Origin of the sequence: Rhodococcus sp. KRD197 (genome assembly GCF_017168235.1) — a bacterium.
Lineage (GTDB): Bacteria > Actinomycetota > Actinomycetes > Mycobacteriales > Mycobacteriaceae > Rhodococcoides.
On record NZ_JABFAO010000010.1, the window covers coordinates 1 to 25548 of the forward strand.

The following is a 25548-nucleotide window of genomic DNA, read 5'->3' on the forward strand; positions in this document are numbered from 1 at the left end:
CCCCTGACCCCTTGCGCCCCTGATGCCCCGTGCGTGCCCCTGCATGCACGGGGCGAAGGTGCATCTCACATGCGTTTGCCCAGCGGATGATCGCAGAACGCCCCGCCTACCCGCTGCAGGATCGGGTCGTCGAACGTCCATTCGTGCTCGGCCAGAAATTCTTCCGCGAACTGTTCGGCATCGTCCATGGGGCGGTAGCCGATCGCCGCGCCCTCGGCGCCGGACCACCAGGCTCTGGTGTTCTTCGAGATGCCCCAGACCGTGTGAAACCCCTTGGCGTTGTCGGACAGCGACGCTTCGACGAGGCGTGCAGTGTCGGCCGGCGACATCCAGCTTGCGAGCCCTCGGTAGTTGGGCGGCTTCTCGAAGCTCGACCCGATGCGCAGATTGACCACGTCGATGCCGAAACGGTCGTGGTACATCCTGCCCAGCGCTTCGACCGCAGCCTTCGACCAGCCGTAGAAGCCGTCGGGACGTGGCGATACGTCGCCCGGGAGCCGCTGGCCGGCGGCTTCGTCGTGAGTCCAGAATCCGACGGCATGGTTGCTCGATGCGGTGACGACGCGGGTGACACCGTGGGCCACCGCAGCGTCGAAGATCGCCTGTGTGCCGTCGACATTGATCGAGAGGATGTTCGCCCACGAGTCCTCGGTACTGAGTCCACCCAGGTGAAGGATCGCGTCGACGCCATCGACTGCGGCCGCGACCGCTGCCCGGTCGGTGACCGATCCCTGCACGAATTCCTCGGTGGCGGAGTCGATATCAGCGATCTCGGCAATATCGAACAGTCGCAGTGTGCGGTCCGGTCGACGCAGCAGCGGGCGCAACATCGCGCCCATGTTGCCGGCGGCGCCGGTGATCAGCAGTCGTGTCATCGTCTCTCGTTTCTCTCGGAAGCTTGTGCTCTGCATCACGGTAGTACATACTTCGAAACGAAGTCACCATCTTGACTAACATTCACGTATGTGAACTCCACTCGGATCGTCCGGCACGTTCCTGCCGGTGAAGGAGCACCCACCCATCATGGCAACAGTTGCTTTCGAGAACGTCACGAAACTCTTCCCGGGCGGCGACAAGGCCGCCGTCGACCAACTCGACCTCTCCATCGAGGACGGCGAGTTCCTCGTACTCGTCGGTCCCTCCGGATGCGGAAAATCCACATCGCTGCGCATGCTCGCCGGGCTCGAAGACGTCGACCGCGGCTCCATCACGATCGGCGGCAAGGACGTCACCGAGTTCGAACCGAAGGACCGCGACATCGCGATGGTCTTCCAGAACTACGCCCTCTACCCCCACATGACCGTCGGGGAGAACATGGGCTTCGGACTTCGAATCGCCGGCGAGGACAAGTCCGAGATCAAACGACGCGTGCAGGACGCGGCGAAGATCCTCGACCTCACCGACTACCTCGACCGCAAACCCAAGGCGCTCTCGGGTGGGCAGCGGCAGCGCGTCGCAATGGGCCGCGCGATCGTACGCAAACCCCAGGTCTTCCTCATGGACGAACCGTTGTCCAACCTGGACGCCAAACTGCGAGTGCAGACGCGCGCGCAGATCTCCGCACTGCAACGCCGGCTGGGGACGACCACCGTCTACGTCACCCACGATCAGGTCGAAGCGATGACGATGGGTGACCGCGTCGCGGTGCTGAAAGACGGTGTGTTGCAGCAGTGCGACACACCCCGCCGCATGTACGAGCATCCCGACAACGTGTTCGTCGCCGGCTTCATCGGATCGCCTGCGATGAACCTGCTCGAACTACCACTCGTCGACGGTGGCGTCAGCTTCGGCGGCGAGATCGTGCCCGTGCCGCGCGCATCGGTCGCCGGCATCGGCGAGAGCACAGTGACGCTCGGGGTACGTCCCGAGGACCTCGAGATCACCACCGGCAGTCACAGAGGTCTCGAGGTGACCATCGACGTCATCGAGGAACTCGGTGCCGACGCCTACGTCTACGGCCAGGCCGATGTCAACGGCAAGAAGCAGCCCATCGTCGTACGCGCGGACGGGCGCATCCCTCCTCGTCGCGGCGAGGTGATCACCCTGTCCTACGCGGCCGAGCGCACCCACCTGTTCTCGACCGTCACCGGTGAACGGCTCGTCGACTAGCACTGAAAGGCAACTCATGACCACCGCAACACATACCTCGCTCACCGGAGACTTCCTGGTCGGCGGCATTCCCCGCACCGGCGCAGGCGCACCGATCGTCGCGATCGACCCAAACACCGGATCCACCCTCGAGCCGACGTTTCACCACGCGAGAACGCAGGACGTTCGAGACGCAACCAGAATCGCGAACGACGCATTCGACACCTACCGGCAGACCACCTCGCAGGGGCGCGCACAGTTCCTCGACACGATCGCCGAGAACATCATCGGCCTCGGCGACGAACTGATCGACCGTGCAGCGGCCGAAAGCGGTCTGCCGCGTGCGCGATTGCTCGGCGAGCGCGGACGCACCGTGGGACAGCTGCGCCTGTTCGCCGCCGTCCTGCGTGAAGGAAGCTGGAACGGCGCACGGATCGATCCGGCGGTACCCGATCGCGAGCCAGTGCCCCGCAGTGATATTCGCCTGCGCATGGTGCCGCTCGGACCGGTCGTCGTCTTCGCTGCCAGCAACTTCCCTCTTGCCTTCTCTGTTGCGGGAGGCGACACCGCGTCCGCGCTGGCAGCTGGATGCCCCGTCATCGTCAAAGCGCACGACGCCCATCCCGGTACATCGGAACTCGTCGCACGAGCGATCTCGACAGCCGTGGCAGAGCACGGACTCCCCGAGGGCACGTTCTCCATGCTCTTCGGCAAAGGTCAGACGATCGGCGTCGAGCTCGTCACCGACCCGGCCGTCGCGGCCGTCGGATTCACCGGATCACGCGGCGGCGGCCTGGCTTTGACGCGTGCCGCTGCCGAGCGAGAGGTGCCTATCCCGGTGTATGCCGAGATGAGCAGCATCAACCCGGTGGTACTGCTTCCGGGTGCGCTCAGGGAGTCCGCCGCCACGCTGGGAACGAGCTTCGTTCAATCGTTGACGATGGGTGCCGGCCAGTTCTGCACCAACCCCGGTCTGGTGTTCGCCGTCGTCGGCGCCGAACTCGGGGAATTCTTGAACTCGGCTGCGGCTGCGGTGGGCGCCGCCACCGGCGCCGCGATGCTCACCCCCGGTATCGCCGAGGCCTACGCCTCGGGTCAACGCGCGCTGCGCGAACATGCCGATGTCGACTCCGTCGCCGCCGGTCGGCCCGGGTCCTCGGTGTATCAGGGACTACCGGAACTTCTCGTCACCGACGCCGAGAACTTTCTGGCCGAACCCGCACTCCATGCCGAGGTGTTCGGCGCGACATCGTTGGTGGTGCGGTGCGCCGACCTCGACCAACTCCACCTCGCCGTGAACAGCCTGGAGGGACAGCTCACTGCGACGGTGCACGCCGCCCCGGTCGATCATGCGGACGCGAGGAAGCTCGTCACGACACTCGAGCGCAAAGTCGGCCGCATTCTGTTCAATGGCTGGCCAACCGGGGTGGAGGTCGGCCACGCCATGGTTCACGGCGGCCCGTTCCCCGCGACCAGTGATTCTCGAACCACGTCGGTGGGCAGCCTCGCCATCGACCGCTTCCTCCGACCCGTCAGCTACCAGGACGTACCGGCCGACCTACTCCCGTCTGCGATCGCCGACGGCAACCCCGACAACATCTGGCGCCGCGTCGACGGCAGCCTGACACAGGAGTAAAGATCATGCTCGATGGAGTTCTCTTCTTCCCCGTCACCCCCTTCGACGCAGACGGTAACGTCGACGTGCAAGCGCTCACCGACCACATCGAGGTAGGCGTCGCAGCCGGCCCCGGTGGAGTCTTCGCCGCGTGCGGAACCGGTGAGTTCCATGCACTCTCACCCGAGGAGTTCCGCATCGTGGTGGAGACCACGGTGAACGTCACGGCCGGACGCGTCCCCGTATATGCGGGAGCCGGCGGTGCGCTACCCATCGCCCGCCAGCTCGTGGCCACCGCTGCGGAGGTCGGCGCGGAGGGGATCCTGCTGCTTCCGCCCTATCTCGTCGGAGCACCCCCCGAGGGCCTCGTCGAATACGTCCGTCAGGTCTCCGATGCCAGCGAACTTCCCGTTATCGTCTACCACCGAGCGAACGGGCAGTTCACCGAGCGCAGTGCACTTGCCGTCGCCAAGCTACCCAAGGTGGTCGGCTTCAAGGACGGCGTCGGTGATCTGGATCTGACCTCTCGCATCGTTCGCACCTTGCGCGATGCGCTCGGCGACAAAGAGTTCCAGTTCTTCAACGGGTTGCCGACGGCAGAGGTGTCCCAGCAGGCATTCCGAAGTATCGGTGTCACCCTGTACTCCTCGGCGGCTTTCGCCTTTGCGCCGGACATTTCACTTGCCTACTACTCGGCACTCGAGGAAGGGCAGATCGAACTCGTCGACGCTCTCAACCGTGAGTTCTTCCACCCGCTCGTACGGTTGCGAGACACCACTCCCGGCTATGCCATCGCGCTGGTCAAGGCCGGCGTGACCTTCGGCGGCATCGATGCCGGCTCGGTCCGAGCGCCGCTCGTCGATGTCTCGGATGCGCACAGGTTCGAGCTGGAGCAGATCATCGCTGCGGGCCGGAAAGTGCTGGCACAGTAGGCGGCTCCGCCGCATGTGAGTGGAAATACATAGCCTGCTATGTATTTCCGCTCACATGCGCGAGCAGCGCCTCCAACGTCGACCGGGCGCCGTTGTCGTGCAGAGACTTCAGCTGCTTGGTGTACTCGGCGACGAATCTTTCGTTGTCGACGAGGTCGCCGAAGACCGATCGGTTTGCGATGAACGCCGTCGGGTCCTCGTGCTGCTTCCGCGCCAGCGGGACGAGGGTGTCTTTCAACTGGTCGACGATCTCGATCGGCTCGCCCTGCTCGTCGACTCCTTCGGCGTAGCGTGCCCAACTGGCGACGACGGCGGTGGATAGCGCTATGTCCCCGCCGGTTTCGAGATTGCTGCGGATGACGGGCAGCAGCCACTTCGGGATTCGGTCGGAGGATTCCGCGCAGAGCCGCGCGACCGTATCGCGAATCTCGGGATTGGAGAAGCGTTCGATCAGCGTCCTCTTGTACTCGTCCAGGTCGATTCCCGGCACGGCCTGCAGCGTCGGGGTCGCCTCGTTGTCCATGTACGCCAACAAGAACTGCGCGAACGAGCGATCCTGCGCCACCTCGTGCACCAGGTGGTAACCACTGAGGTAGCCGAAGTAGCACAGAGCCTGATGGCTGGCGTTGAGCAGTCGAAGCTTCATCAGCTCGTACGGCGTGACGTCCTCGACCACCTGCACCCCGACGTGCTCCAACTGTGGGCGACCCAGAGTGAAGGCGTCCTCGAGCACCCACTGCGTGAACGGCTCACCGGCGACGGGCCACTGGTCGTCGATCGCGTAGCGGTCTTTCAGCTCCCGCATCACCTCGGGTGTGGTCACCGGGGTGATGCGGTCGACCATCGAGTTGGGGAATGCGCCCTCGGCTGTGATCCACTCGGCCAGCGACGGATCCTTCAGCTGTGCAAAGGCGGTGAACGTCGACTGCGCGATGTGGCCGTTGCCCTCGATGTTGTCGCACGACATGATGGTGAACGGCTTCAGGCCACGTTCCCGACGCCGCGCCAACGCCGCAGTCACCAGCCCGAACGTGGTGGTCGGAACCGCCCCGGCTTCGAGATCGGCGACGACGGAGGGGTTTTCGGCGTCGAACTCGCCTGTCGTGGCCGAGAAGTTGTAGCCGCCCTCGGTGATGGTGAGCGAGACGATCCTCGTGGTCTCGGCGGCCATCTTCTCGATGACAGCCTCGGCGTCGTCCGGCGCGAACAGATACTCGACGATCGAGCCGATCACCCCGGTGTCCCAGGTGCCGTCGGAATGCTTGAGGGCCAGGGTGAAAAGGCAGTCCTGGGCGTCCATGACATCCTTCATCTTTCGATCCCCGGGCAGAACCCCGACACCGCAGATGCCCCAGTCCATCGCCTCACCCTGTTGCAGTAGACGATCCACGTACATCGCCTGGTGGGCACGGTGGAACCCGCCGACACCGAAGTGCACGATGCCCACCTTCACCTCGGAGCGATCGTAGGTGGGGACCGCCACGTCCTCGATGAAATCGTCGAGGGTGTGCGAGTTCAACTTCATGCGTTGGTCTCCTTCGGCAGTGTGACAACAGCTTTGATGCTGCCCGGCGTTCTGTCGGCGTTCAACGCGTCCTCGACGTGGGCCAGATCGAACCGCGCGGTGACCATGGCGTCGAGGTCGACGAGACCGGCCAGCACAAGTTCGCGCGCGATCGGCCACGTGTTGGCATATCGGAACACACCCGTGACGATCAGTTCGCGGTTCTGGATCACCGAGATCGGCAGCGGATAGTCGGAGGCGCCCATGCCGACGAGGACCACGGTACCGGCGGGGCGGACGGCGTGGATGCCGTCGACGACGGCCCGCGGCGCCCCGGACGCGTCGATGAAGGCATCGACGTCGAGAGCCCGGATGTCCTCGACGGCCGGATCGACGACGCGCGTCGCGCCGAACGTCGAGGCGTTGGCGCGTCGGGACCCGTCGATGTCACTGACTATCACCTCCGTCGCACCGAATGCGCGCGCGACCTGAGCGGTGACCAGGCCGACCGGGCCTGCCCCAGCGATGAGCACACTCGACCCGGGGGTGATCCGAGCCTTCTGAGCGGAGGCGATCCCCACCGAGAGCGGCTCGAACAACGCGGCCGCCTCGTCGGAGATCTCGTCGGGAACCGAGTGCGCGAAGATGGATTGGATGACGACGTACTCGGCCAGCGCACCGTCGATCGGGGGTGTAGCGAAGAACTCCATGGCCGGGCACAGGTTGTATCGGCCGGCCCGGGACTGTGCGCTGGTGGGGTCCGGACGCTGAGGCTCGATCGAGACGCGTTGACCGACGCGACCGGGGTCGACGTCGGCGCCCACCGCGACGACGATTCCCGCAGCCTCGTGTCCGAGGACGAGCGGACCGGTGACGACGTGATCACCGATGCGTCCTTCGCGGTAATAGTGAGCATCAGATCCGCATACGCCGACAGCTGTGACCCGAATCAGGACCTCGTCCGAGGCCGGTGTGGGTACCCGACGTTCTTCGAGGCGGATTTCCTTAGGTCCGCTCAGGACGCTGGCCGCCATCGTCGGTGGCACCGATAACTCCGAGGGGTTGTGTGTTGTGTAGATCACACCTGAATGCTAGCTTATTGAGCAGAAGAACACAGCATGAGCATCTGCTCACAACTGAGGAGTGGCATTGTCTGCAGCGGTTCCAGAGCTTCCGGGCTCGCAGCGATCGTCGAAAACAACCGACGACCTGCGGCTCGCGCTCAGAGCGGCCTCGATGTACCACCTCGAGGGCGCAACGCAGGCCCACATCGCTGCCAAGCTCGGAGTCTCGCGTCCGACGGCGGGACGCCTGATTGCCAAGGCGCGTGCACTGGGGCTGGTCTCCATCGAGATCAACGTCCCCGACGAGGTTCAGGGCACCGTGCACGCCGACATCGAGCAGGAACTCGAGAAGCTGTTCGGCCTCACCGAGGTGTTCGTCGTCCCGGACGTCGTCGACGGAACCGACACCGGATATGGCTCGCTCGGTCGTGCCGCAGCCGCGATGCTGACCCGCAGGCTCGACGCCACCGACACCCTCGGTTTCACCTGGGGTCCCGAAACGGTGGCCGTCGCCCATTCGCTGAAAACACGCGGGGCGAAATGCGCGCAGGTTGTTCAGCTCGACGGCTCGATGAGCTCCGCCAACTACCAGACCGGCGTCGAATACACACTCGGGCGGTGCGCTGAATACCTGCAGGCGAGGCCGGTCCGACTCAACGCGCCCCTGTACGCCGATCCAGCCACGGTGACTGCCCTGCATCAGGATTCGGTGATTTCACGCGCCCTCAAAGCCGGGACCGAGGCCGATGTCATGATCTACGGCCTCGGTCCCGTTTCCACCTCCACCACCTTGTTCGAAGGCAGCTTCATCGACACCGATGTCCTCGAGGAGCTGCACCATCTCGGTGCCGTGGGTGAGATCGGCGGCAGGTTCTTCTCGATCGACGGCACGCCCACCGCCGGCTCCCTTCCGTCTCGGACGGTGTCGGTCGAACTCGATGCCATTCGCGCCTGCGCGGGAGCCATCCTGATCTCCGGTGGCCGCAAGAAACATCAGGCCATGCTCGGTGCGCTGCGCGGTGGGTTCGCCTCCGTTCTGGTCACCGATATCGAAAGCGCGCGTTGGTTGACGGCGCAGAAGGGGCCGGGAGTGGAGCCCGCAGGAACGACCCAGAAGGGGCCGGGAGTGGAGCCCGCAGGAACGACCCAGAAGGGGCCGGGAGTGGAGCCCGCAGGAACGACCCAGAATGGAGAGCAATTCAAGTGAGCAAATTACCGAAAGTAGCTGTCGCGGCCTCGCTCGCGACGACTTTGGTGCTGTCCGGTTGCGCGGGAGCGGGATCGTTCGGAGGCGGTGGTGACGGCACCACGATCACCGTGGCCATCGTGTCGAACTCGCAGATGGCCGATGCCATTTCGCTCGCGCCGTCGTTCGAGGCCGACAACCCTGGCATCAATCTGAAGTTCGTCTCGCTCTCGGAGAACGAGGCCCGCGCGAAGATCACCGCCTCGGTTGCGACCGGCGGCGGCGAGTTCGACGTCGTCATGATCAGCAACTTCGAGACACCGCAGTGGGCCGAGAACGGTTGGCTCACCAACCTGTCCGAGTACGCTGACGCCACACCCGGTTACGACGAGGACGACTTCATTCCGACGCTCAAGGATTCGCTGTCATACGAGGGCAGCATGTATGCGGTGCCGTTCTACGGTGAGTCCTCGTTCCTGATGTACCGCAAGGACCTCATGGAGGCGGCAGGCATCGAGATGCCCGAGGAGCCGACTTGGGAGGAGGTCGCTGATGCCGCGGCGACACTAGACAGCCCCGATGTTTCTGGCATTTGTCTTCGCGGAAAGCCAGGCTGGGGTGAAGTTCTCGCGCCACTGAACACCGTCATCAACGCTTTCGGCGGCCGGTGGTACGACGAGGACTGGAACGCCCAGCTCGACAGCCCCCAGGTGCAGGAGGCCGTGCAGTTCTACGTCGACACCGTGCGCGAACACGGCCAGCCGGGAGCCGCGACCAGTGGCTTCAGCGAATGCGCGACGCAGCTCTCGCAGGGCAACACCGCGATGTGGTACGACGCCACCTCGGCGGTCTCGGTTCTCGAGGATCCCAGCGCCAGCAACGTCGTCGGCCAGATCGGCTATGCGAAGGCGCCGAGCGCGGTCAAGGGCGACAACGGGTGGCTGTATTCGTGGGCACTCGGGATCCCGAAGACGACCGAGAATCCAGACGAGGCCTGGAAGTTCGTGTCCTGGATGACCAGCAAGGAATACCTCGAGAAGGTGGGCAACGAGCTCGGCTGGGAGCGTGTGCCACCGGGTAGTCGGGTCTCCACCTACGAGATACCGGAATACGCCGAGGCAGCAACCGCATTCGGTCCGCTCACGCTCGAATCCATCGAGGGCGCAGATCCCAACAACCCGACCGTGGACCCGGTGCCGTACACCGGTGTGCAGTTCTTGACGATCCCCGAGTTCCAGGACCTGGGTACGCGGGTGAGTCAGCAGATCAGTGCAGCAGTGGCAGGACGAATCAGCGTCCAGGACGCGCTCGCGCAAGCGCAGCAATACGCCGAAGTGGTCGGCAAGACGTACCAGGAGGGCCAGGGATGACCACCACAGAAGTCCGGTCGACGGACGCCGGATCCGACGAGTTCGTACCGCGATCTCGGACGATCTCCAAAGCCGAAGGGTGGCGTCGGCGAGGCCCGCTGCTTCCGGCGTTGATCTTTCTCATTCTCGTCACACAGATTCCGTTTCTCTTCACGCTCTACTACTCGACACAGTCCTGGAACCTCGTACGCCCGGGATCGCAAGAGTTCAACTGGCTCAACAACTACGTGGACGTCTTCCGGGACAGTCAGTTCCGTGAGGTGGCACTGAACACGGTCATCATGATCGTGGGCACCGTCATCATCTCGGTGATACTGGGCCTGATGCTGGCGCTGCTACTCGACCGTAAGTTCATCGGACGCAGCCTCATCCGGACACTGCTGATCACACCGTTCCTCGTCACTCCGGTGGCGGGTGCGCTGATCTGGAAGACGGCGATGTTCGATCCGGTCTTCGGCCTGATCAATTTCGTGCTCAGCCCGTTCGGTGTCGAGCAGATCGACTGGGTCTCACGCTTTCCGCTCGCTGCCGTCATGACCAACCTCATCTGGCAGTGGACGCCGTTCATGATGCTGCTGATCCTCGCCGGGCTGCAATCGATGCCCAAGGACATCGCCGAAGCGGCTCGTGTCGACGGTGCCAGTGCCTTCTCGCTTTTCCGTGAACTGACGCTCCCGCACCTGCGTCGATTCATCGAACTCGGGGCCGTGCTCGGTGCGATCTACCTCGTCAACACCTTCGATGCCGTCTACATGATGACCTCCGGCGGACCGGGCGTGGCGAGTGCCAACCTTCCCTTCTACATCTACCAGCGCGCGTTCCTCGGCTTCGATATCGGTCAGGCCGCCGCGATGGGTGTGGTGACCGTGATCGCAACGATCCTCGTCAGCACGCTCGCGCTCCGATTGATCTTCAAGAGCTTCAGCGGGAACGAGGAGGCAGCCTGATGAGTACCCCGGTTATGCACAAGAAGAAAAAGTTCGGCACAGGCACCATCTGGACGGTGCTGGCCTGGATCCTCGGGCTCGGGTTCTTCTTCCCGGTGCTGTGGATGGTCCTCACCGGATTCAAGCAAGAGGCCGACGCCTACTCCGATCCACCGAAGCTGTTGTTCACCCCGACGCTCGATCAGTACCGCGCGGTCCTCTCCAGCGGTATCGGTACGGCATTGATGAACTCGGCGTTCGCGACGATCGTCTCGACCATCCTCGTTCTGCTGCTGGGAATTCCGGCTGCGTTCGCGCTCTCGCTTCGCCCGGTGAAGAAGACGAAGGACGTGCTGTTCTTCTTCATCTCCACCAAGATGCTCCCGGTGGTCGCCGTGATCGTCCCGCTGTACGTCATCGTCGGCGACATCGGCCTGCTCGACAACATCTGGGCCCTCATCGTGCTGTACACGGCGATGAACCTGCCCATCGCAGTGTGGATGATGCGATCGTTCTTCCTCGAAGTCCCCAGCGAGCTACTCGAAGCTGCCAGCATGGACGGTGCATCGCTGTGGACTTCGGTGCGCGAGGTGATACTTCCGCTGGTCTCACCAGGTATCGCAGCGACCGCGCTGATTTGCACCATCTTCTCGTGGAACGAGTTCTTCTTCGCGGTCAACCTCACCGCCGTTCAAGCACAGACGATTCCGGTGGCACTCGTCGGATTCATCACCGGTGAAGGCCTGTACTGGGCCCGTCTGTCCGCCGCTGCGACGCTCGCAGCACTCCCCGTCGTCCTGGCCGGCTGGATCGCGCAGAACAAGCTCGTGCGCGGACTGTCCTTCGGTGCCATCAAGTAATCAGGAGAATCGCAATGGCTGCAATCACTTACAAGAAGGCATCGTGCGTCTACGAGGGCGCCGACAAGCTGGCCGTCGACTCGCTCGACCTCGACATCCAGGACGGTGAATTCGTAGTTCTCGTCGGGCCCTCGGGCTCCGGCAAGTCCACCGCGCTACGCATGCTCGCCGGCCTCGAGGACATCGACGGCGGTGCCATCGAGATCGGTGGCAAGAACATGGTCGGAGTCCCGTCGAAAGACCGAGACATCGCGATGGTGTTTCAGAACTACGCGCTCTACCCGAACAAGACCGTCGGGGAGAACATGGGATTCGCCCTCAAGATGCGCGGGGTCTCCACCGAGGAGCGGAAGAAGAAAGTCGCGCAGGCAGCGGAGATTCTCGACTTGACCGAGTTTCTCGACCGCAAGCCCGGCAAGCTGTCCGGTGGTCAGCGGCAGCGCGTCGCGATGGGCCGTGCGATCGTGCGCGAGCCGCAGGTGTTCTGCATGGATGAGCCCCTGTCGAATCTCGACGCCAAGCTGCGCGTGCAGACCCGCACGCAGATCGCGGCACTACAGCGTCGGCTCGGCACCACCACCGTGTACGTCACGCACGATCAGGTCGAGGCCATGACCATGGGTGACCGCGTTGCAGTGCTGCGCGGCGGCAAGTTGCAGCAGTTCGCCAGCCCGACCGAGCTGTACGACAACCCCGTCAACGCATTCGTCGCGGGCTTCATCGGCTCTCCCGCGATGAACCTGATGACGGTCCCGATCGCGTCGGGCGGGGTGCAGATCGGCGACTCGTTGCTGCCGCTCGAACGCGAAGCCATGACCAAGCTGGCGAGTGCGGGCCTCGACACCGTCACCATCGGACTGCGCCCCGAGCAGTTGGGCATCGAGCACGGCGCGGGCTTCGCAGCGCAGGTCGACCTCATCGAGGAACTCGGCAGTGAGTCCTACGTGTACGCCCACCTCGACGACCCGAAGGTCAAGGGGCTCGACGGTGGACCGGTCGCTCTTGTCGCCCGTTCGGCAGTCCGCGCTCCCGCGAAAATCGGGGAGAGCATCAGCCTCACCAAGCTCGACGGGCCGGTGCACCTGTTCCACCCGGAGTCCGGGGATCGGATCTAGGCGCTACTGGTCCGTCATCGCCATCTGACTTCAGATAGCGATTGGCGAGCGTCAGCGCTCGATCGGTGCACCGATCGAGCGCATCGACGTCCGGGGCGGTCAGTCGGTCACACATCCAATCCCAATGCATCGATACAAGATCGCCTTCCGACGGCCGGTCGACGAGCGCTCGGCCGTCGGCGCTCCAACGAACCGTCTCGAGCGCCTCTGTCCCGAGCGAGAGAACCGAGCCGTCGAACACCAGCGGTCGCGATCGAACCACGGCCTGCTCACGATCGAGCTGCACCACCGTCCCCCAGCGGATTCGGCACTGCTGCAACACCGACAGTGCCTGCGGACCGGCCCTCGGCACCAATTTCAACCATGGATACACGGCGAACACATGAAAGCTGTGGTGAGCCAAGCAATTCGAATCGCCGACGATGTCGTGCACAACACCGCCTGGCTGTCCGGCGAAAGCGTACTGGACCCGGGCGAGCAAACGTGCCGGGTCCACGGCATCAGTCAGCCCCGACCCCACCCAATATGCCCGCACCACGGCATCGTCGAGGGGGTCGGCGATATTGCCGCATTCGGCCAACGCCTCGAGATACGGCCACGCCCCGTCGAACGCACGTGCTCGACTCACCAGATCGATGCCGCCTTCGCCCGAATCGAGCTCGGCAAGTAGCTCCTCCGACCCCGGTGGACCGCAGTAGCCCAGCTCGTTGGGCGGAAATGCATATCGGCCGAACAATCGGGCTCCACGACTGCCCGATTCGCTCATTCTCCAGACCTCATCAGCAGATCCTCGGAAGTTGTTCACCCAGAGGTAGATCCACGACACGGGTAGCCCCGAAGGCCGTCTGCGCCACCACCATCCCCGGATGCTCGGTGACACAACGCCCGATGGCGGTGGCACCGGTGCCGAGTGGGTGCGCGCGCATCGCATTCAGGATCCGATCGGCATCCTCGGCCGGAACGAAGGCGATGAGCTTGCCCTCGTTGGCGACGAACAGCGCATCCAGGCCCAGCACTCCACATGCATCGCGGACCGCGTCGGGGATCGGGAGGGAACGCTCGTCGATCGATACACCCACATGTGCAGCTTTGGCGATCTCGTTCAGGGTGGCGGATACGCCACCTCTGGTGGGGTCCCGCAGCGTGTGGATTTTTCCTCCGCTGGCGAGCATGGCAGCGACCAGTCCGTTCAACGGTGCACTGTCCGAGGATACTTCGGTGCCGAACTCGAGCCCTTCGCGGCAGCTCATCACCGCGATGCCGTGGACGCCGATGTCTCCGCTGACGATCACGACGTCACCCGCTGTCGCGTTCTCGGGCGCGATGTCGACGCCGTCGTCGATCACCCCGATACCGGCGGTGTTGACGAAGACACCGTCACCGTGGCCGGAGTCGACCACCTTGGTGTCACCGGTGACGAGGGTGACCCCAGCGGCCAACGCTGCGGTTCCCATGGACTGGGCAACCCTCCTGATCTCGGTCAGTGGTGTGCCCTCCTCCAGAATGAACGCAGTCGAGAGCACCATCGGCCGGGCCCCGGACATCGCGAGATCGTTGACCGTTCCGTTGACGGCGAGATCACCGATGGTCCCGCCGGGGAAGAACATGGGCTTGACGACGTAGGAATCGGTCGAGAACGCCAGACGGGCCCCGGCGAGCGTCACGACGGCCGAATCACCGAGACCTGCCACTGCAGCGGACCCGAACGCGGGCAGGAACAGGTGCTCGATCAATTCGGCGGACAGAGCTCCGCCACCGCCGTGCCCCATCACGATATTGGGTGAATCCCGCAACGGCGCTGGACACGTCCAGGATTCGATGTCCAACTCAGACATGGCTCACCTCTGCAGGTTGTTCCAACCTCCGGTACAGGTAGTACGCGGCGCAGGCTCCTTCCGAGGACACCATCGTCGCTCCCAACGGGTTCCGCGGCGTGCACTCCTTGCCGAATGCCGCGCACTCGTTCGGCTTGATCAACCCCTGGAGTACTTCCCCGGAGCGGCAGATCGACGACTCGGCCGTCCGAATGGCTGCCACATCGAACCGTGCCTCCGCGTCGTAGTCGTGGTACGCGGGAGAAAGCCGCCAGCCGCTCTGCGGGATCATTCCGATTCCGCGCCACGTCCGGTCGGTGACCTCGAAGACATCGGCGAGCATCTGCTGGGCCGGCACGTTGCCTTCGGTCGTCACGGCCCGGGTGTAGGCATTCTCGAGCTCGTGCCGTCCGGATTCGAGTTGCAGAACGGTGCGGCGTATCCCCTCCAGAATATCGAGCGGCTCGAACCCGGTGACGACCATCGGCACCGCATACTTCTCTGCCAGAGCGGGATACTCGCCGGTACCCATCACGCTGCACACATGGCCGGCGGCGAGGAAGGCCTGCACTCGACATGTCGGTGACTCCATGATCGCGGCGATGGCAGGTGGCACGAGTACATGAGAGACGAGCAAGGAAAAGTTGTCGATTCCCTGGCGCTTGGCTTGAAAGACTGTCATGGCATTGGCCGGCGCCGTCGTCTCGAACCCGATACCGAAGAACACCACCTGCCGGTCGGGATTGGCCTTGGCAATGGCCAGCGCGTCGAGCGGGGAGTAGACGACGCGAATGTCGCCGCCCTCGCTCTTGATGTGGAACAGATCTTTCGCGCTTCCAGGCACGCGCAGCATGTCCCCGAACGAGCAGAAGATGACACCGGGCTCGGCCGCGATTGCCAGTGCTTTGTCGATGATCTCGAGAGGGGTGACGCACACCGGGCAACCTGGCCCGTGGATCATCTCGATCCGACTCGGCAGTAGTTGATCGATGCCGTGCCGGATGATCGAATGTGTTTGCCCTCCACAGACTTCCATGATCGCCCACGGCCGGGTAGTGGCGGCGTGGATCTGGTCGAGCAGGCGCCTGGCCAACTCGGGATTGCTGAACTCGTCGAGATACTTCATTCAACCCACCTCGTTCGACTGTTGGACGCCGGCCTGCTGTGCAGCGCGGGCGAACCCGTCGCCGAACTCCTCGTCGAGAATGTTCATGCGTTCGAACTCCGCGAGGGTGCGTAACGCCGATTCCTCGTCGAGTCGCTGAATGGCGAAACCGACGTGAACGACCACGTATTCACCGACAGCAGCATCGGGTATGTAGTGCAAGCACACCTCCTTGCGGAGGCCGCCGAAGTCCACCTCTGCCATCGACGCGCCGTCACGCTCTTCCATGCTGACGATCCTTCCTGGAACGGCTAGGCACATCGGCTCTCTCCTTCTGCTGTCATGACGCACTCCCGACGAGTAGTTGTCCGAAGGCGAGCCCGCCGTCGTTCGCCGGTAGAAGTCGCGGTGTGAGCACCCGAAATCCTCTGGCTTCCAAGCTCCGCATCGATCCGGAGAGCAGGGTCGGGTTCTGAAACACGCCGCCGGTGACGACGACCGGCATATCGCCCGCTCGCGCGCGGAAATACTCCGCGATATCGACCACCAGAGCGATCACCGCATTGTGGAAGCGGGCACCGATCACGCCTGGCGGCCTTCCTGTCAACGCGTCGGAGACCGCCGCGGCGACGACAGGCCCGGCGTCGACCAACATGCCGTCCTCATCGTCTCGGAATCCGAAAGCATAAGCATCGCTGTCGATATCGCGGGCCAGAGCTTCGAGTTCGATAGCTGCCTGCGCCTCGTAGTCGACGGTCTGCCGTACTCCGGCGATGGCGGCGATCGCGTCGAACAACCTGCCCATGCTCGACGTCGGTACGCACCCGAATCCGGTCTCGAGTTGGTGCCGCAGAACCCGTCCTTCCTGCTCGGGACAGGCCTGAACGCAGTCGAGTCGAGGGTCCCAAGACACACCGGCGGCGTGCAGGTGCGACAGTGCCATTCGATACGGCCGGTGTACGGCGGCGTCGCCGCCGGCAAGGGGGACGTACTTCAGGTGGGCCGGACGCCTGAAACCCTTGTAGTCGGCAATCAGAACTTCGCCACCCCATACGGCGCCGTCGGTGCCGTATCCGGTACCGTCGAATGCGAGGCCGAGGACCTCTGTGTCGCTGGGGATTCCGTGCTCACCCATGACGGCAGCAACGTGTGCATGGTGGTGTGAGACCGTGCGGACCGGTCTGTCTCCGGCGTGCTCCCGCGCCCATGCCGAGGAGCGATAGCCCGGGTGCGCATCGGCCACCAACTGTTCCGGCTTCACGTGTGTCAGCCGCTGAAGATGCGACACGCTCGCCGAGAATGCCCGCAGTGTCGCCAGGTCGTCCATGTCGCCCACATGCTGGCCCAGCCAGGCGTATCGGCCGTCGGCGACCCCACAGGTGTTCTTGAGATCGCCTCCCACCGCCAGCACCGGTGATACTGGGAACGGGAGGGCCAACGGCATCGGAGCATAGCCGCGCGAGCGCCGGACCGGCCGTTCCACGCCTGCAACGACACGAACCACGGAGTCGTCGCAGGGTACGATGATGTCTCGGTCGTGTTCGAGCCATCCGTCGGCGATATGCGCAAGCCGGGTGCGGGCGTCGTCGTTCCGGAAGGCGATGGGTTCACCGCCGAGGTTTCCCGAGGTCATCACCAGCGGTCCGAACCCCTCCAGCAGCAGGTGGTGGAGTGGAGTGTAAGCGAGCATGACACCGAGGTCCCGGTTTCGCGGCGCCACCGAGGCTGCCAAGGTGTCATGGGAATGCCTCCCCAGCAACACAATCGGATTCTGCGCCCCGGACAGGAGATGCGCCTCGCACGGATCGAGTTCGGCGAGCTCTCTCGCTTGGTCCACGTTCGCGACCATCACGGCAAATGGTTTGTCGCCGCGGCGCTTTCGGTCCCGAAGCCTCCGCACGGCCACCTCGTTCGACGCATCGCACGCGAGGTGGAAGCCGCCGATACCTTTGACTGCAAGTATCATTCCGTCGAGAAGCTGCCGACGAGCGTCCTCCACCGCGGCCTCGCCCGAACTTGTTTGCTCTACACCGACGTACGACAGGATCGGTCCACAGTCCCAACACGCGATGGTCTGCGCATGGAATCTTCGGTCAGCAGGGTCGGCGTATTCCCTCGCGCAGGCTGCGCACATCGGGAACGTCGACATGGTGGTGGCGTCGCGGTCGTACGGCAGTGCACGGATGATCGTGAACCGCGGCCCACAGTTGGTGCACGTGATGAAAGGATGTCGGAAACGGCGATTCGACGGGTCGCGGAACTCGGCGACGCAGTCCTCGCACATCCCCAGATCGGGCGAGGCGAAGGTACGACCCTCACCGTGGGCCGAGGTTGCGTCGATTCGAAATCCACTTCCGCCGCGAGTCGGAATCTCGGTGACCTCGACGGAATCGACGACGGCGTGCGGTGGCGGGTCCTCGCGGAGTCGCCGTTCGAACCGAGCGAGCGCCGAGGTGGGGCCCTCGAGTTCGATGACGACACCGGAGCCCGTGTTGCCGACCGAACCGGCAAGCGAGAGCTCCGAGGCAGTGGCGTACACGAACGGCCGGAACCCGACGCCCTGGACGACTCCACCGACCGTGATTCGCCGACGGGTGTTCATCGGTCACCGCCGTCTTCGCGGCCACGACCCATGAGTTCCAGCCCGGCCATCGCCGCCTCGGCGCCCGCGGCATCTGTCTTCTCCACCACGAATCCCATGTGAATGATCACCCAGTCGCCAGCGGTGAACGTCACCTCGGGCATCATCCCGACATTCACCTTGCGATGCTCACCGACAACGTCGACCAGCGCGAGCTGATCTCCGTAGCCCTCGAGCATCGAGATCACTCGACCGGGGATACCGAGACACATGGCGCCGCCCTCCCGCCTTCTGTGAAATCCGCAACGAGCGACAACACCAGCGCCACCGCCTCGTCCACCGCGTCCGCGACAGGCTTCGACAGACCGATGCCCTCCTCCACACTCTCGACCTGGCACCCCACCACGACCGTTGTCGGTGGCAACGTCGAGCCGATCGACCCGAGGCTCGACAGGACCGCGCCGGGATCCATCCCGTGCGGATCGAAATCGACGCCGCGCAGATCCTCTTTGCTCACCTCGAAGACACGGAGGCGCCCCGGTTCACCTCGGTCGGGCACGGCGTCGATCAGAACCAGGGCATCGGGCTGATCCAGGAGGTCGTAGGCGAGGTGGAGACCTCGAATACCGTAGTCGACGGATCTTGTGCCGGACGGTAGATCGCCGACAGGTATCCGCCTCGACACCTCCGGCCCGAAGCCGTCGTCGCCGAGGAAAAGGTTGCCGATACCCGCGATCAAGATCCGTGGCGTCATCACCCGTCCTACATCCTTCGCATACGCAGATACCGCTTGATGTCGGGAACGGACTTCGCCCCGACGACTACGGCTGCTGCCACGACGATGCCGAGCGCGGCCGTCGTGATGTAGCCGAGAACATTCATGGCTGTTTCTCCTCTCGCGTAGGTACTTCGAGCGCTGCCGAACGATCGAGCGCTGCCGAACGATCTAGGGGCTCGAGCTCGTCCGGCGCGAAGTACAGGTAGCGGCCGTACCAGTCGTGAAGTTCGGCCGCTGGGTCGTCGAGCAGCACTATCCCGACGTGCGTCTCCCCGTCGACGTCGGCGTGCACCGTCGCGACTCGGGCGGTGCGGCCGTCGAAGAACAGATCCTGTGCGTCGGCTCGGCGGGAGGGGTGGACTCGGACCATGCTGCCCTTCGCGACTCGAACGCCCTGTATCAGAACACCATCCGATTCCGGCGCCACGCTGGTGTCGGCCTCGGGAGTCCACCAGTCGATGCCCTCGGGCACGTCCGGAATCAACCCCGGGCCTTCGGTTTCGAGGCCGGCGCCGTGCGGGAGGCGAAGTAGACCGTGCAACTGCTGCATGCTCTCCTCCGACATGCCGTCACAGCGGTCGATGATCTCTGCCGCGCGAGGATCGGTAGCGCGGGCTTGGGCTTTCTCCTCATCGGTCATCGTCATCACTCGCAGAGTGAGGATTTCGTCGATCTCGGTGGAGTCGAACAAGGCACCGTCACTCTGCGCCGCGATCTCCGGATAGTCGTACAGAATGATCGGGGATGCCAGTACCGTGTCGACGCTTCCCGGTGAGCCGGCCAGCACCGGAAAGCACCGACTCTGGGTACAGGTCGCCGCCAGGTCGACAGCCTCGTCTTCAGGTTCGAGAAGTGAAACGAATTCGGCCGTGTCGCTCTGCAGGATGAGGTGGGCACCGATGAACGACACTCGAGTGGCCTCGTCTCGGTCCGTTACCGGCGCGTGGGTATTGCAGACGTCGATTCCGATCTTGGTGTAGCGACCCGTCTGCGTTGCGGACAACTTGATCTCGGCGACGAGCGGGTAGCGCGTCCGGATGACACGCCCCAAGGACTGTCCCAGCTCCTCGATTTCGGCGCCGCCGTCGACGGTGACCGGTATCCGGCGCCCCGAGATGAAATCCCCCAGCGGAATCGGTCCCAGATCGACGTCCCCTTCGACGGCCTCCTCCCAGCTGAGCCACCGAGTCCCGTCGACGATCAACTCCGCTGTCGCGGCGTACTCACCGTTCGTGAAGCGCTCGACGCGACGGTCCTGCAGCTGGAGGAAGCGCAGCGCGACGGTCACGGCAGCATCGGCGGTCCCCCGCAGGATGCACTGGGTCGACATCGCGGATGCCTCACCCAGTCCGGCGGCTGCAGCGCCGCTCGGGCCGAGTACACCGAACTGCCATCGCGACCGATTCTTCAGTGAACTCGCGCGATACGGGTACAGCAGATATCCCTCGTACAGCACTGCGTCGGCCACCTCGCGTACCGAGTCGAAACTCATGGCGTCACCTCGGCGCCGGCGAGGAGATCGGTGACCGCCTCGTCGAATCCGATCAGTCCTCGATCGGATTTGAAACGCGCAAGAGCGGCAAGCGTGTCGTGGTCGAGTCGAACCCAGCCGGTATTCGGATAGTGCAGCCGAACAAGATCCTTCCAGACTTGTACGGGCATCTCGTAGGAACATTCGCGATCCCAGGGGATCTGCTCGACGCCGAAACGACCCGAATTTCCGTTGGTGAAGACTGTGCCGCTGAAGAGCGCGGCGATCGGGATCGTCTTGTTGTCCTGTAGCGCATGCAGGTACTTCGACGCCGTGACATCGAAGTCGTAGGTACAGGGGAGTGCAATATCGGTTTCGCAGGTGCTGGTGAATCCTTGGACCGTGGTGCTGGTCTGCATCCAGAGGAAGGATTTGAGCGTCGACGCCCATCTGTCTCGGGTGCCGAACAGGTCCGCCATGGCGGCTGCCTCGGCGTCGCTGTATCGCCGCCGCTGGGGCTCTATCCGGACCTGTGCGCGTAGCGCGAGCGCGTGGATGGGGACACCCGAGGATTCGGTGATTCGCACCCGCGCAAGCAGGTTGGGCACCACTGCGTACGGCTCGGGGGCGATATTCAGCAACTCGAAGGACAGGTCGGTCATGACGGTGCCCTACTGCGCTGATCGACGGCGTCGAAAAACTGTTGCATTTCGCGGTGCGCGTCCTGACCTCCGTCGAAGCCGCGCCACAGCATTCGCATCCTTCCGACGAGCTCGTAGCACGCGTCGATCGGCACCAAGTGACACGAGGTTGTCGTCACGGTGGGTCCACCGGGTCCGCCGTGCGGGATACGGATCAGGAGTGCCTCGACGTCGCTCTGCGCAATGCCGAGATCGGGATTCGTGGCCAGGACGTCGTTCCAGGCGTCGAGTGGCAGTTCTGATTCGGTCGCACCAGCAGGGCCCGGATAGAACGCGGTGGTGCGTCCGAGCGAGGAGTTGTGGAAGAAGAATGCGAGACCTACTGGAATCTCCAGCTGATCCCATACTCCCGGTCCCAGTTCGAAGTCCGAGAAGTAGATGTATCGATCAGGGACGGCTCGAAACCGTAGCCGCGCGGACGAGTCGGTGAACAGCAGGTAGCAGCCGCGGCAGACACACATCAGTTGGCGGGCCTCGACATTCACCACGTGCTGGTGCTCGTCGGAGATGGTCTCGGCGCACATGTCGCAGCTCTCCGTCACCGACGGCGGTGGCCTGGATCGGGTGATGCGCGCAAGCGAGGACAGCGGGCCCGCATTCACGACGGCACCGACCCCATCGGGGTAGCTATCGACACGACTCCGTCGCGCAGTAGCACCGGCAGCGGATCCAGATGGAGATTCTCCGCGTCGAGGGCAGCGCCTGCAGCGCGGACGTCGTAGTGCGTGTTGCACAGGGGGCAGGACAACGCGACGCGCGAGCTACCGGCCACGCGGCCCAATCTGGCCCCGGCCATCGACCCGGTGCAGCTCGCGCAGCGATCCCGGTAGGCGTACAAGGTATTTCCGATACGGCAGGCCAGCACAGCAAGGTCTGCGACGAGAAAGCCCCCGATGTCCCCGTCGCCCAGTCGCTCGAGATCGGGGACGGAGATCCAGGTATGCGCCCCAGGCGGGTGGATCTTGGCCATGAGGGAGTCGACGGAGATCAGCCCGGATGTGTCGTCGGCCTCGGAGGTGTTCACCTGAATCGACGTCGTCTCCGGAGCTGCGGCCTGTACGGCGTCGGTGACGGCGAGCTCGAGCGTCACGGACGAGGACGGGCAGGTCTTGCAGCTGCCCAGCAAGCGAAGTGTGACGACGCCATCCTGCACGCCGATGAGCTCCACGTCCCCGCCGTGGGAACCGAGGTAGGGCCGCACTCCGTCCAGCGCCGTCCGGATTCGGGTGTCGACGTCGTCGGGATGGAGGTCGTGGACGAGCAGGAGACTGGCTATCAGGTCGTCGTGCACCAAGCGGTCGGTCGTGGCTGCGTCGGACATGGACAGAATCCGGGCCAGCCCTTCGCCGTAGAGATCGACGATCTCGCGCACGAGCTGTTCGGCCCGTTGCCGGGCAACGGCGCCGCCGGTGGAGAGCGAGTCCACCAGGGTATCGATGCGCTGTCCCGCGTTACGCCACGTGTCTTCACTCACCGGTCACCGACTGTGTCGGTGAATGGAGTTTCTCGATGGTCTTGCCGTCACCGAGATACATGTGCACTCCGCATGGGAGGCACGGATCGAAACTGCGGACGGTACGCATGATGTCGATGCCCTTGAAGTGGTCCCGATCGTTCTCTTCGAAGATCGGCTGACCTTGTACTGCATCTTCGTATGGGCCTGGGGTGCCATAGCTGTCGCGTGGATTGGCATTCCACGGAGTAGGCGGATAAGGATGGTAGTTTGCGATCTTGCCGTCTCGAATCACCATGTGGTGCGACAACACTCCGCGGACAGCTTCGGTGAAGCCGCAGCCGATTCCTTCGTCGGGAACTTCGAACGGTTCCCACGTCTTGGTGCGTCCGGCCCTGATTTCGACGAGCGCTTTCTCGGCGAAATGAAGGGCCGCTGCAGCCGCGTAGGCCTGGAAGTAGGTGCGCGCCCGGTTGCGTTCGAGAGTATTGCTTCCGTGTTCCGGGATGGTCCACTCGAAGCTGACCGGCCCCTTCAGGGCCGTCTTCGGCAGGTTGATCTGGACGCTGTGGCCCGTCGATTTCACGTAGCCGATGTCGACCAGGCCGGCCAGCGCTGTGGACCACAGGCGGGCGAGTGGTCCGCCACCGGTATCGAGCGAGAGGTAGTCCTTTCCGTCGTACCAGCGCGGCGACATCACCCAGCTGTACTTGTCGTCGAGGTCTCGCTTCTGCGGCTTGGGGTTCGTGTGCTGATTCCACGGGTGACGACGGTCGACCGGATTGCCGAGAGGGTCCGTTTTCACGAACGTTTCCTGGTCGGTCCAATCGTCGTAATACGAAGAGCCGAGGAGAATTCGGATGCCGAGATTGATGTCGACCAGATCGGTTGTGACGAGCTTGCCGTCGACGACGACACCCGGCGTCACGAACATCTTGCGGCCCCACTCGGTCATGTCCTTGTAGGCGAAGTTGCAGACGTCGGGATCCTGGAACGAACCCCAGCATCCGAGCAGGGTGCGCCGCAGGCCGACCTTGTCGTAGCCCGGCAGTGCCTCGTAGAAGAAGTCGAACAGGTCGTCGTGCATGGGGACGACCTTCTTCATGAACTCGATATAGCGCATGAGGCGCGTCATGTAGTCAGTCATCAACTGAATCGTTGCGACGGTTCCGACCCCGCCTGGATACAGTGTCGACGGGTGAACATGCCGACCTTCCATGAGACAGAACATCTCTCGCGTCGACCGGGATACCATCAGGGCTTCGCGGTAGAACTCGCCGGTGAAGGGATTGAGGGAGCGCATGATGTCGGCAATGGTGCGGTAGCCGTGTTCGCCCTCGTGTGGTGCGCGCGTGTTCTCGGCCTTGGCGAGCACACCGGGATTGGTCTCCGACACCATCCTCTCGCAGTAGTCGACGCCGACGAGGTTTTCTTGAAAGATGTTGTGATCGAACATGTACTCGGCAGCTTCGCCGAGGTTGACGATCCATTCGCCCAGGTGTGGGGGTTTGACGCCATACGCCATGTTCTGGGTGTAGCACGAGCACGTGGCATGGTTGTCGCCGCAGATGCCGCATATTCGACTGGTGATGAAGTGCGCGTCGCGCGGATCCTTGCCTTTCATGAAGATCGAATAGCCGCGGAATATGGACGACGTGCTCTTGCACTCGACCACTTCCTTGTTCTTGAAGTCGATCTTGGTGTAGATACCGAGGCTGCCGACGATCCTGGTGATGGGGTCCCACGCCATCTCCACCAGGCCGTCACTGTCGGTCGCCCCGTCTTTGCCGCCGGCCTTGTGGGACGGAGTGGGCATGGTGGCTGTCATCGAAGATGCCTCTCGTGAGGTTGTCTCGTGAAGTTGTCAGGGTGCACCGACTACCAGGTGCGGGTGGCTCCGGTCTCGAGCTTCGTGCCCGGGTGACGCCACTTGGGCTCGTGGTCGACTGTCTTGCCAGTGATATTGCGCAGGCTCTTGACCACCGAGCCGTAGACGCCCGATGCTGCCGTGGACAGTTTGCCGCCCGGCGGCTCGTCCATGAAGGGCATGAATTTGTCGGGGAACCCAGGCATGGTGCACCCGATGCAGATGCCGCCGACGTTGGGGCACCCACCGATTCCGTTCATCCAGCCACGTTTGGGGACATTGCATTTGACGACTGGACCCCAGCAGCCGAGTTTGACGATGCATTTCGGTGACCCGTACTCGGTCGTGAAATCACCCTGCTCGTAGTACCCGGCCCGGTCACACCCCTCGTGCACTGTCTGTCCGAAAAGCCACGTGGGGCGCAACGCCTCGTCCAGTGGGATCATCGGTGCCTGATCGGTGGCCATGTAGAGCAGATAGGTCAATGTCTCCGACAGATTGTCCGGCTGTATGGGGCAGCCTGGAACGCACACGATCGGAATCCCGGCCTTCGACTTCCAGTCCCAGCCGAGGTAGTCCGGCACACCCATCGCGCCGGTCGGATTGCCGGCCATCGCGTGGATTCCGCCATAGGTGGCGCAGGTTCCGACGGCGACGATTGCCGTTGCCTTGGGCGCGAGCCGGTCGAGCCATTCGCTCGTGGTCACCGGCTGCCCGGTCTCGGGGTTGCTGCCGAAGCCGGACCAGTAGCCTTCCTCGTGGAGCGCCTCGTTGGGGATCGATCCTTCGACCACCAGTACGAACGGTTCGAGTTCGCCACGGTCGGCTTTCCAGAACCACTCGAGAAAGTCATCGGCACCGCCGACGGGACCGCACTCGAAATCGATCAGCGGCCAGTGCACTGCCACTTGCGGAAGTCCTGGTAAGGCGCCCAAAGCGATCTCTTCGATACTGGGCTGGGTGGCTGCAGTCAAGGCCACCGAATCTCCATCGCAGCTCAGTCCGGCATTGATCCACAGCACATGGATCAGTGCCTGTTCGGCGTCGACTGCTGCCTGGGTTGGCATGCTGTCCGCTCTCCGGGGCAGCGCTCTGGCCACCCCTCCATCACTGGAGTC

The 25548-nt window shown here is 63.8% G+C and carries 24 protein-coding genes; 8 read left to right on the top strand and 16 right to left on the bottom strand.

The features are described from left to right. Window positions 1-65 precede the first annotated feature (65 nt). Window positions 66-875, bottom strand: coding sequence for an NAD(P)-dependent oxidoreductase (locus tag J1M86_RS14870; RefSeq protein ID WP_206510477.1), 810 nt, complete (start codon window positions 873-875; stop codon window positions 66-68). Between the two features lie 148 nt (window positions 876-1023). Between J1M86_RS14870 and J1M86_RS14875 the strand changes: the two genes are divergently transcribed. Genes J1M86_RS14875 through J1M86_RS14885 form a run of 3 tightly spaced genes read left to right on the top strand, consistent with a single transcriptional unit; the run spans window position 1024 to window position 4635 of the window. Further along, entirely contained in the window at window positions 1024-2109 is a 1086-nt protein-coding gene (locus J1M86_RS14875; protein ID WP_206510478.1) for an ABC transporter ATP-binding protein, read from the top strand. 16 nt (window positions 2110-2125) lie between these two features. Continuing rightward, the gene (locus J1M86_RS14880; RefSeq protein WP_206510479.1) at window positions 2126-3724 is read left to right on the top strand and encodes an aldehyde dehydrogenase (NADP(+)); all 1599 of its coding nucleotides are present in this window, start codon (window positions 2126-2128) and stop codon (window positions 3722-3724) included. Between the two features lie 5 nt (window positions 3725-3729). Then, window positions 3730-4635 (top strand): 5-dehydro-4-deoxyglucarate dehydratase, encoded by a 906-nt coding sequence (locus J1M86_RS14885; protein WP_206510480.1) that lies wholly within the window; start codon window positions 3730-3732, stop codon window positions 4633-4635. Window positions 4636-4672: 37 nt separating this feature from the next. Here the strand turns inward: J1M86_RS14885 and J1M86_RS14890 are convergent, their stop codons facing one another. Both J1M86_RS14890 and J1M86_RS14895 read right to left on the bottom strand, forming a co-directional pair. Further along, window positions 4673-6160 (bottom strand): mannitol dehydrogenase family protein, encoded by a 1488-nt coding sequence (locus J1M86_RS14890; protein WP_206510481.1) that lies wholly within the window; start codon window positions 6158-6160, stop codon window positions 4673-4675. Continuing rightward, complete coding sequence (locus J1M86_RS14895) at window positions 6157-7173, bottom strand: NAD(P)-dependent alcohol dehydrogenase (RefSeq protein WP_206510592.1); 1017 nt, start codon at window positions 7171-7173, stop codon at window positions 6157-6159. The genes J1M86_RS14890 and J1M86_RS14895 overlap by 4 nt, the downstream gene beginning before the upstream one ends. Before the next feature lie 115 nt (window positions 7174-7288). Here J1M86_RS14895 and J1M86_RS14900 point away from each other — a divergent pair, with 115 nt between their 5' ends. From J1M86_RS14900 to J1M86_RS14920, 5 genes are read left to right on the top strand one after another with little or no spacing between them, the layout of a single operon-like run. Then, window positions 7289-8410 (top strand): sugar-binding transcriptional regulator, encoded by a 1122-nt coding sequence (locus J1M86_RS14900; RefSeq protein ID WP_241260128.1) that lies wholly within the window; start codon window positions 7289-7291, stop codon window positions 8408-8410. Beyond that, a complete protein-coding gene (locus J1M86_RS14905; RefSeq protein WP_075837803.1) occupies window positions 8407-9759 on the top strand; it encodes a sugar ABC transporter substrate-binding protein in 1353 nt (450 codons plus the stop codon). Before J1M86_RS14900 ends, J1M86_RS14905 begins: the two co-directional genes overlap by 4 nt. Further along, entirely contained in the window at window positions 9756-10706 is a 951-nt protein-coding gene (locus J1M86_RS14910) for a carbohydrate ABC transporter permease (protein ID WP_206510482.1), read from the top strand. The genes J1M86_RS14905 and J1M86_RS14910 overlap by 4 nt, the downstream gene beginning before the upstream one ends. Then, window positions 10706-11545 carry a carbohydrate ABC transporter permease gene (locus tag J1M86_RS14915; protein WP_075837802.1) on the top strand — a complete coding sequence of 280 codons (840 nt, stop codon included), beginning with the start codon at window positions 10706-10708 and terminating at the stop codon, window positions 11543-11545. The genes J1M86_RS14910 and J1M86_RS14915 overlap by 1 nt, the downstream gene beginning before the upstream one ends. A 14-nt stretch (window positions 11546-11559) precedes the next feature. Next, window positions 11560-12660 carry an ABC transporter ATP-binding protein gene (locus tag J1M86_RS14920; protein ID WP_075837801.1) on the top strand — a complete coding sequence of 367 codons (1101 nt, stop codon included), beginning with the start codon at window positions 11560-11562 and terminating at the stop codon, window positions 12658-12660. Here the strand turns inward: J1M86_RS14920 and J1M86_RS14925 are convergent. The 13 genes from J1M86_RS14925 to J1M86_RS14985 all read right to left on the bottom strand — a co-directional run bounded on the left by J1M86_RS14925 (window position 12602) and on the right by J1M86_RS14985 (window position 25497). Next, on the bottom strand, window positions 12602-13426 hold the full coding sequence (locus J1M86_RS14925) for a DUF6390 family protein (RefSeq protein ID WP_206510483.1): 825 nt from the start codon (window positions 13424-13426) through the stop codon (window positions 12602-12604). The two genes, J1M86_RS14920 and J1M86_RS14925, sit on opposite strands and share 59 nt — an antisense overlap. A gap of 13 nt (window positions 13427-13439) precedes the next feature. Then, the gene (gene hypE / locus J1M86_RS14930; protein WP_206510484.1) at window positions 13440-14495 is read right to left on the bottom strand and encodes a hydrogenase expression/formation protein HypE; all 1056 of its coding nucleotides are present in this window, start codon (window positions 14493-14495) and stop codon (window positions 13440-13442) included. Continuing rightward, window positions 14488-15600, bottom strand: a complete 1113-nt coding sequence (hypD, locus tag J1M86_RS14935) for a hydrogenase formation protein HypD (RefSeq protein ID WP_206510485.1) — start codon at window positions 15598-15600, stop codon at window positions 14488-14490. Before hypD ends, hypE begins: the two co-directional genes overlap by 8 nt. Then, window positions 15601-15900 (bottom strand): HypC/HybG/HupF family hydrogenase formation chaperone, encoded by a 300-nt coding sequence (locus J1M86_RS14940; protein WP_075837798.1) that lies wholly within the window; start codon window positions 15898-15900, stop codon window positions 15601-15603. It abuts the gene before it with no gap. Window positions 15901-15919: 19 nt separating this feature from the next. After that, window positions 15920-18181, bottom strand: a complete 2262-nt coding sequence (gene hypF / locus J1M86_RS14945) for a carbamoyltransferase HypF (RefSeq protein WP_206510486.1) — start codon at window positions 18179-18181, stop codon at window positions 15920-15922. Next, window positions 18178-18432 carry a HypC/HybG/HupF family hydrogenase formation chaperone gene (locus tag J1M86_RS14950; protein WP_206510487.1) on the bottom strand — a complete coding sequence of 85 codons (255 nt, stop codon included), beginning with the start codon at window positions 18430-18432 and terminating at the stop codon, window positions 18178-18180. Before J1M86_RS14950 ends, hypF begins: the two co-directional genes overlap by 4 nt. Next, window positions 18405-18914: a hydrogenase maturation protease gene (locus J1M86_RS14955; RefSeq protein ID WP_206510488.1), complete on the bottom strand. Its 510-nt coding sequence runs from the start codon at window positions 18912-18914 to the stop codon at window positions 18405-18407. Before J1M86_RS14955 ends, J1M86_RS14950 begins: the two co-directional genes overlap by 28 nt. A gap of 124 nt (window positions 18915-19038) precedes the next feature. Then, window positions 19039-20430, bottom strand: a complete 1392-nt coding sequence (locus J1M86_RS14960; protein WP_206510489.1) for a hypothetical protein — start codon at window positions 20428-20430, stop codon at window positions 19039-19041. Beyond that, window positions 20427-21071: a DUF6084 family protein gene (locus J1M86_RS14965; RefSeq protein WP_206510490.1), complete on the bottom strand. Its 645-nt coding sequence runs from the start codon at window positions 21069-21071 to the stop codon at window positions 20427-20429. Before J1M86_RS14965 ends, J1M86_RS14960 begins: the two co-directional genes overlap by 4 nt. Further along, window positions 21068-21712 carry a DUF5947 family protein gene (locus J1M86_RS14970; RefSeq protein ID WP_206510491.1) on the bottom strand — a complete coding sequence of 215 codons (645 nt, stop codon included), beginning with the start codon at window positions 21710-21712 and terminating at the stop codon, window positions 21068-21070. Before J1M86_RS14970 ends, J1M86_RS14965 begins: the two co-directional genes overlap by 4 nt. Then, a complete protein-coding gene (locus J1M86_RS14975; RefSeq protein WP_307786649.1) occupies window positions 21709-22584 on the bottom strand; it encodes a NifU family protein in 876 nt (291 codons plus the stop codon). Before J1M86_RS14975 ends, J1M86_RS14970 begins: the two co-directional genes overlap by 4 nt. Next, window positions 22577-24391 carry a nickel-dependent hydrogenase large subunit gene (locus tag J1M86_RS14980; RefSeq protein WP_206510492.1) on the bottom strand — a complete coding sequence of 605 codons (1815 nt, stop codon included), beginning with the start codon at window positions 24389-24391 and terminating at the stop codon, window positions 22577-22579. Before J1M86_RS14980 ends, J1M86_RS14975 begins: the two co-directional genes overlap by 8 nt. A 50-nt stretch (window positions 24392-24441) precedes the next feature. Continuing rightward, window positions 24442-25497 carry a hydrogenase expression protein HypE gene (locus J1M86_RS14985; RefSeq protein WP_075837883.1) on the bottom strand — a complete coding sequence of 352 codons (1056 nt, stop codon included), beginning with the start codon at window positions 25495-25497 and terminating at the stop codon, window positions 24442-24444. Window positions 25498-25548 lie beyond the last annotated feature (51 nt).

Coding starts and splice junctions, on each gene's coding strand:
- J1M86_RS14870 (WP_206510477.1), bottom strand. CDS start 875: ATGACACGACTGCTGATCACCGGCGCCGCCGGCAACATGGGCGCGATG.
- J1M86_RS14875 (WP_206510478.1), top strand. CDS start 1,024: ATGGCAACAGTTGCTTTCGAGAACGTCACGAAACTCTTCCCGGGCGGC.
- J1M86_RS14880 (WP_206510479.1), top strand. CDS start 2,126: ATGACCACCGCAACACATACCTCGCTCACCGGAGACTTCCTGGTCGGC.
- J1M86_RS14885 (WP_206510480.1), top strand. CDS start 3,730: ATGCTCGATGGAGTTCTCTTCTTCCCCGTCACCCCCTTCGACGCAGAC.
- J1M86_RS14890 (WP_206510481.1), bottom strand. CDS start 6,160: ATGAAGTTGAACTCGCACACCCTCGACGATTTCATCGAGGACGTGGCG.
- J1M86_RS14895 (WP_206510592.1), bottom strand. CDS start 7,173: ATGGCGGCCAGCGTCCTGAGCGGACCTAAGGAAATCCGCCTCGAAGAA.
- J1M86_RS14910 (WP_206510482.1), top strand. CDS start 9,756: ATGACCACCACAGAAGTCCGGTCGACGGACGCCGGATCCGACGAGTTC.
- J1M86_RS14915 (WP_075837802.1), top strand. CDS start 10,706: ATGAGTACCCCGGTTATGCACAAGAAGAAAAAGTTCGGCACAGGCACC.
- J1M86_RS14920 (WP_075837801.1), top strand. CDS start 11,560: ATGGCTGCAATCACTTACAAGAAGGCATCGTGCGTCTACGAGGGCGCC.
- J1M86_RS14925 (WP_206510483.1), bottom strand. CDS start 13,426: ATGAGCGAATCGGGCAGTCGTGGAGCCCGATTGTTCGGCCGATATGCA.
- hypE (WP_206510484.1), bottom strand. CDS start 14,495: ATGTCTGAGTTGGACATCGAATCCTGGACGTGTCCAGCGCCGTTGCGG.
- hypD (WP_206510485.1), bottom strand. CDS start 15,600: ATGAAGTATCTCGACGAGTTCAGCAATCCCGAGTTGGCCAGGCGCCTG.
- J1M86_RS14940 (WP_075837798.1), bottom strand. CDS start 15,900: ATGTGCCTAGCCGTTCCAGGAAGGATCGTCAGCATGGAAGAGCGTGAC.
- hypF (WP_206510486.1), bottom strand. CDS start 18,181: ATGAACACCCGTCGGCGAATCACGGTCGGTGGAGTCGTCCAGGGCGTC.
- J1M86_RS14950 (WP_206510487.1), bottom strand. CDS start 18,432: ATGTGTCTCGGTATCCCCGGTCGAGTGATCTCGATGCTCGAGGGCTAC.
- J1M86_RS14955 (WP_206510488.1), bottom strand. CDS start 18,914: ATGACGCCACGGATCTTGATCGCGGGTATCGGCAACCTTTTCCTCGGC.
- J1M86_RS14960 (WP_206510489.1), bottom strand. CDS start 20,430: ATGAGTTTCGACTCGGTACGCGAGGTGGCCGACGCAGTGCTGTACGAG.
- J1M86_RS14965 (WP_206510490.1), bottom strand. CDS start 21,071: ATGACCGACCTGTCCTTCGAGTTGCTGAATATCGCCCCCGAGCCGTAC.
- J1M86_RS14980 (WP_206510492.1), bottom strand. CDS start 24,391: ATGACAGCCACCATGCCCACTCCGTCCCACAAGGCCGGCGGCAAAGAC.
- J1M86_RS14985 (WP_075837883.1), bottom strand. CDS start 25,497: ATGCCAACCCAGGCAGCAGTCGACGCCGAACAGGCACTGATCCATGTG.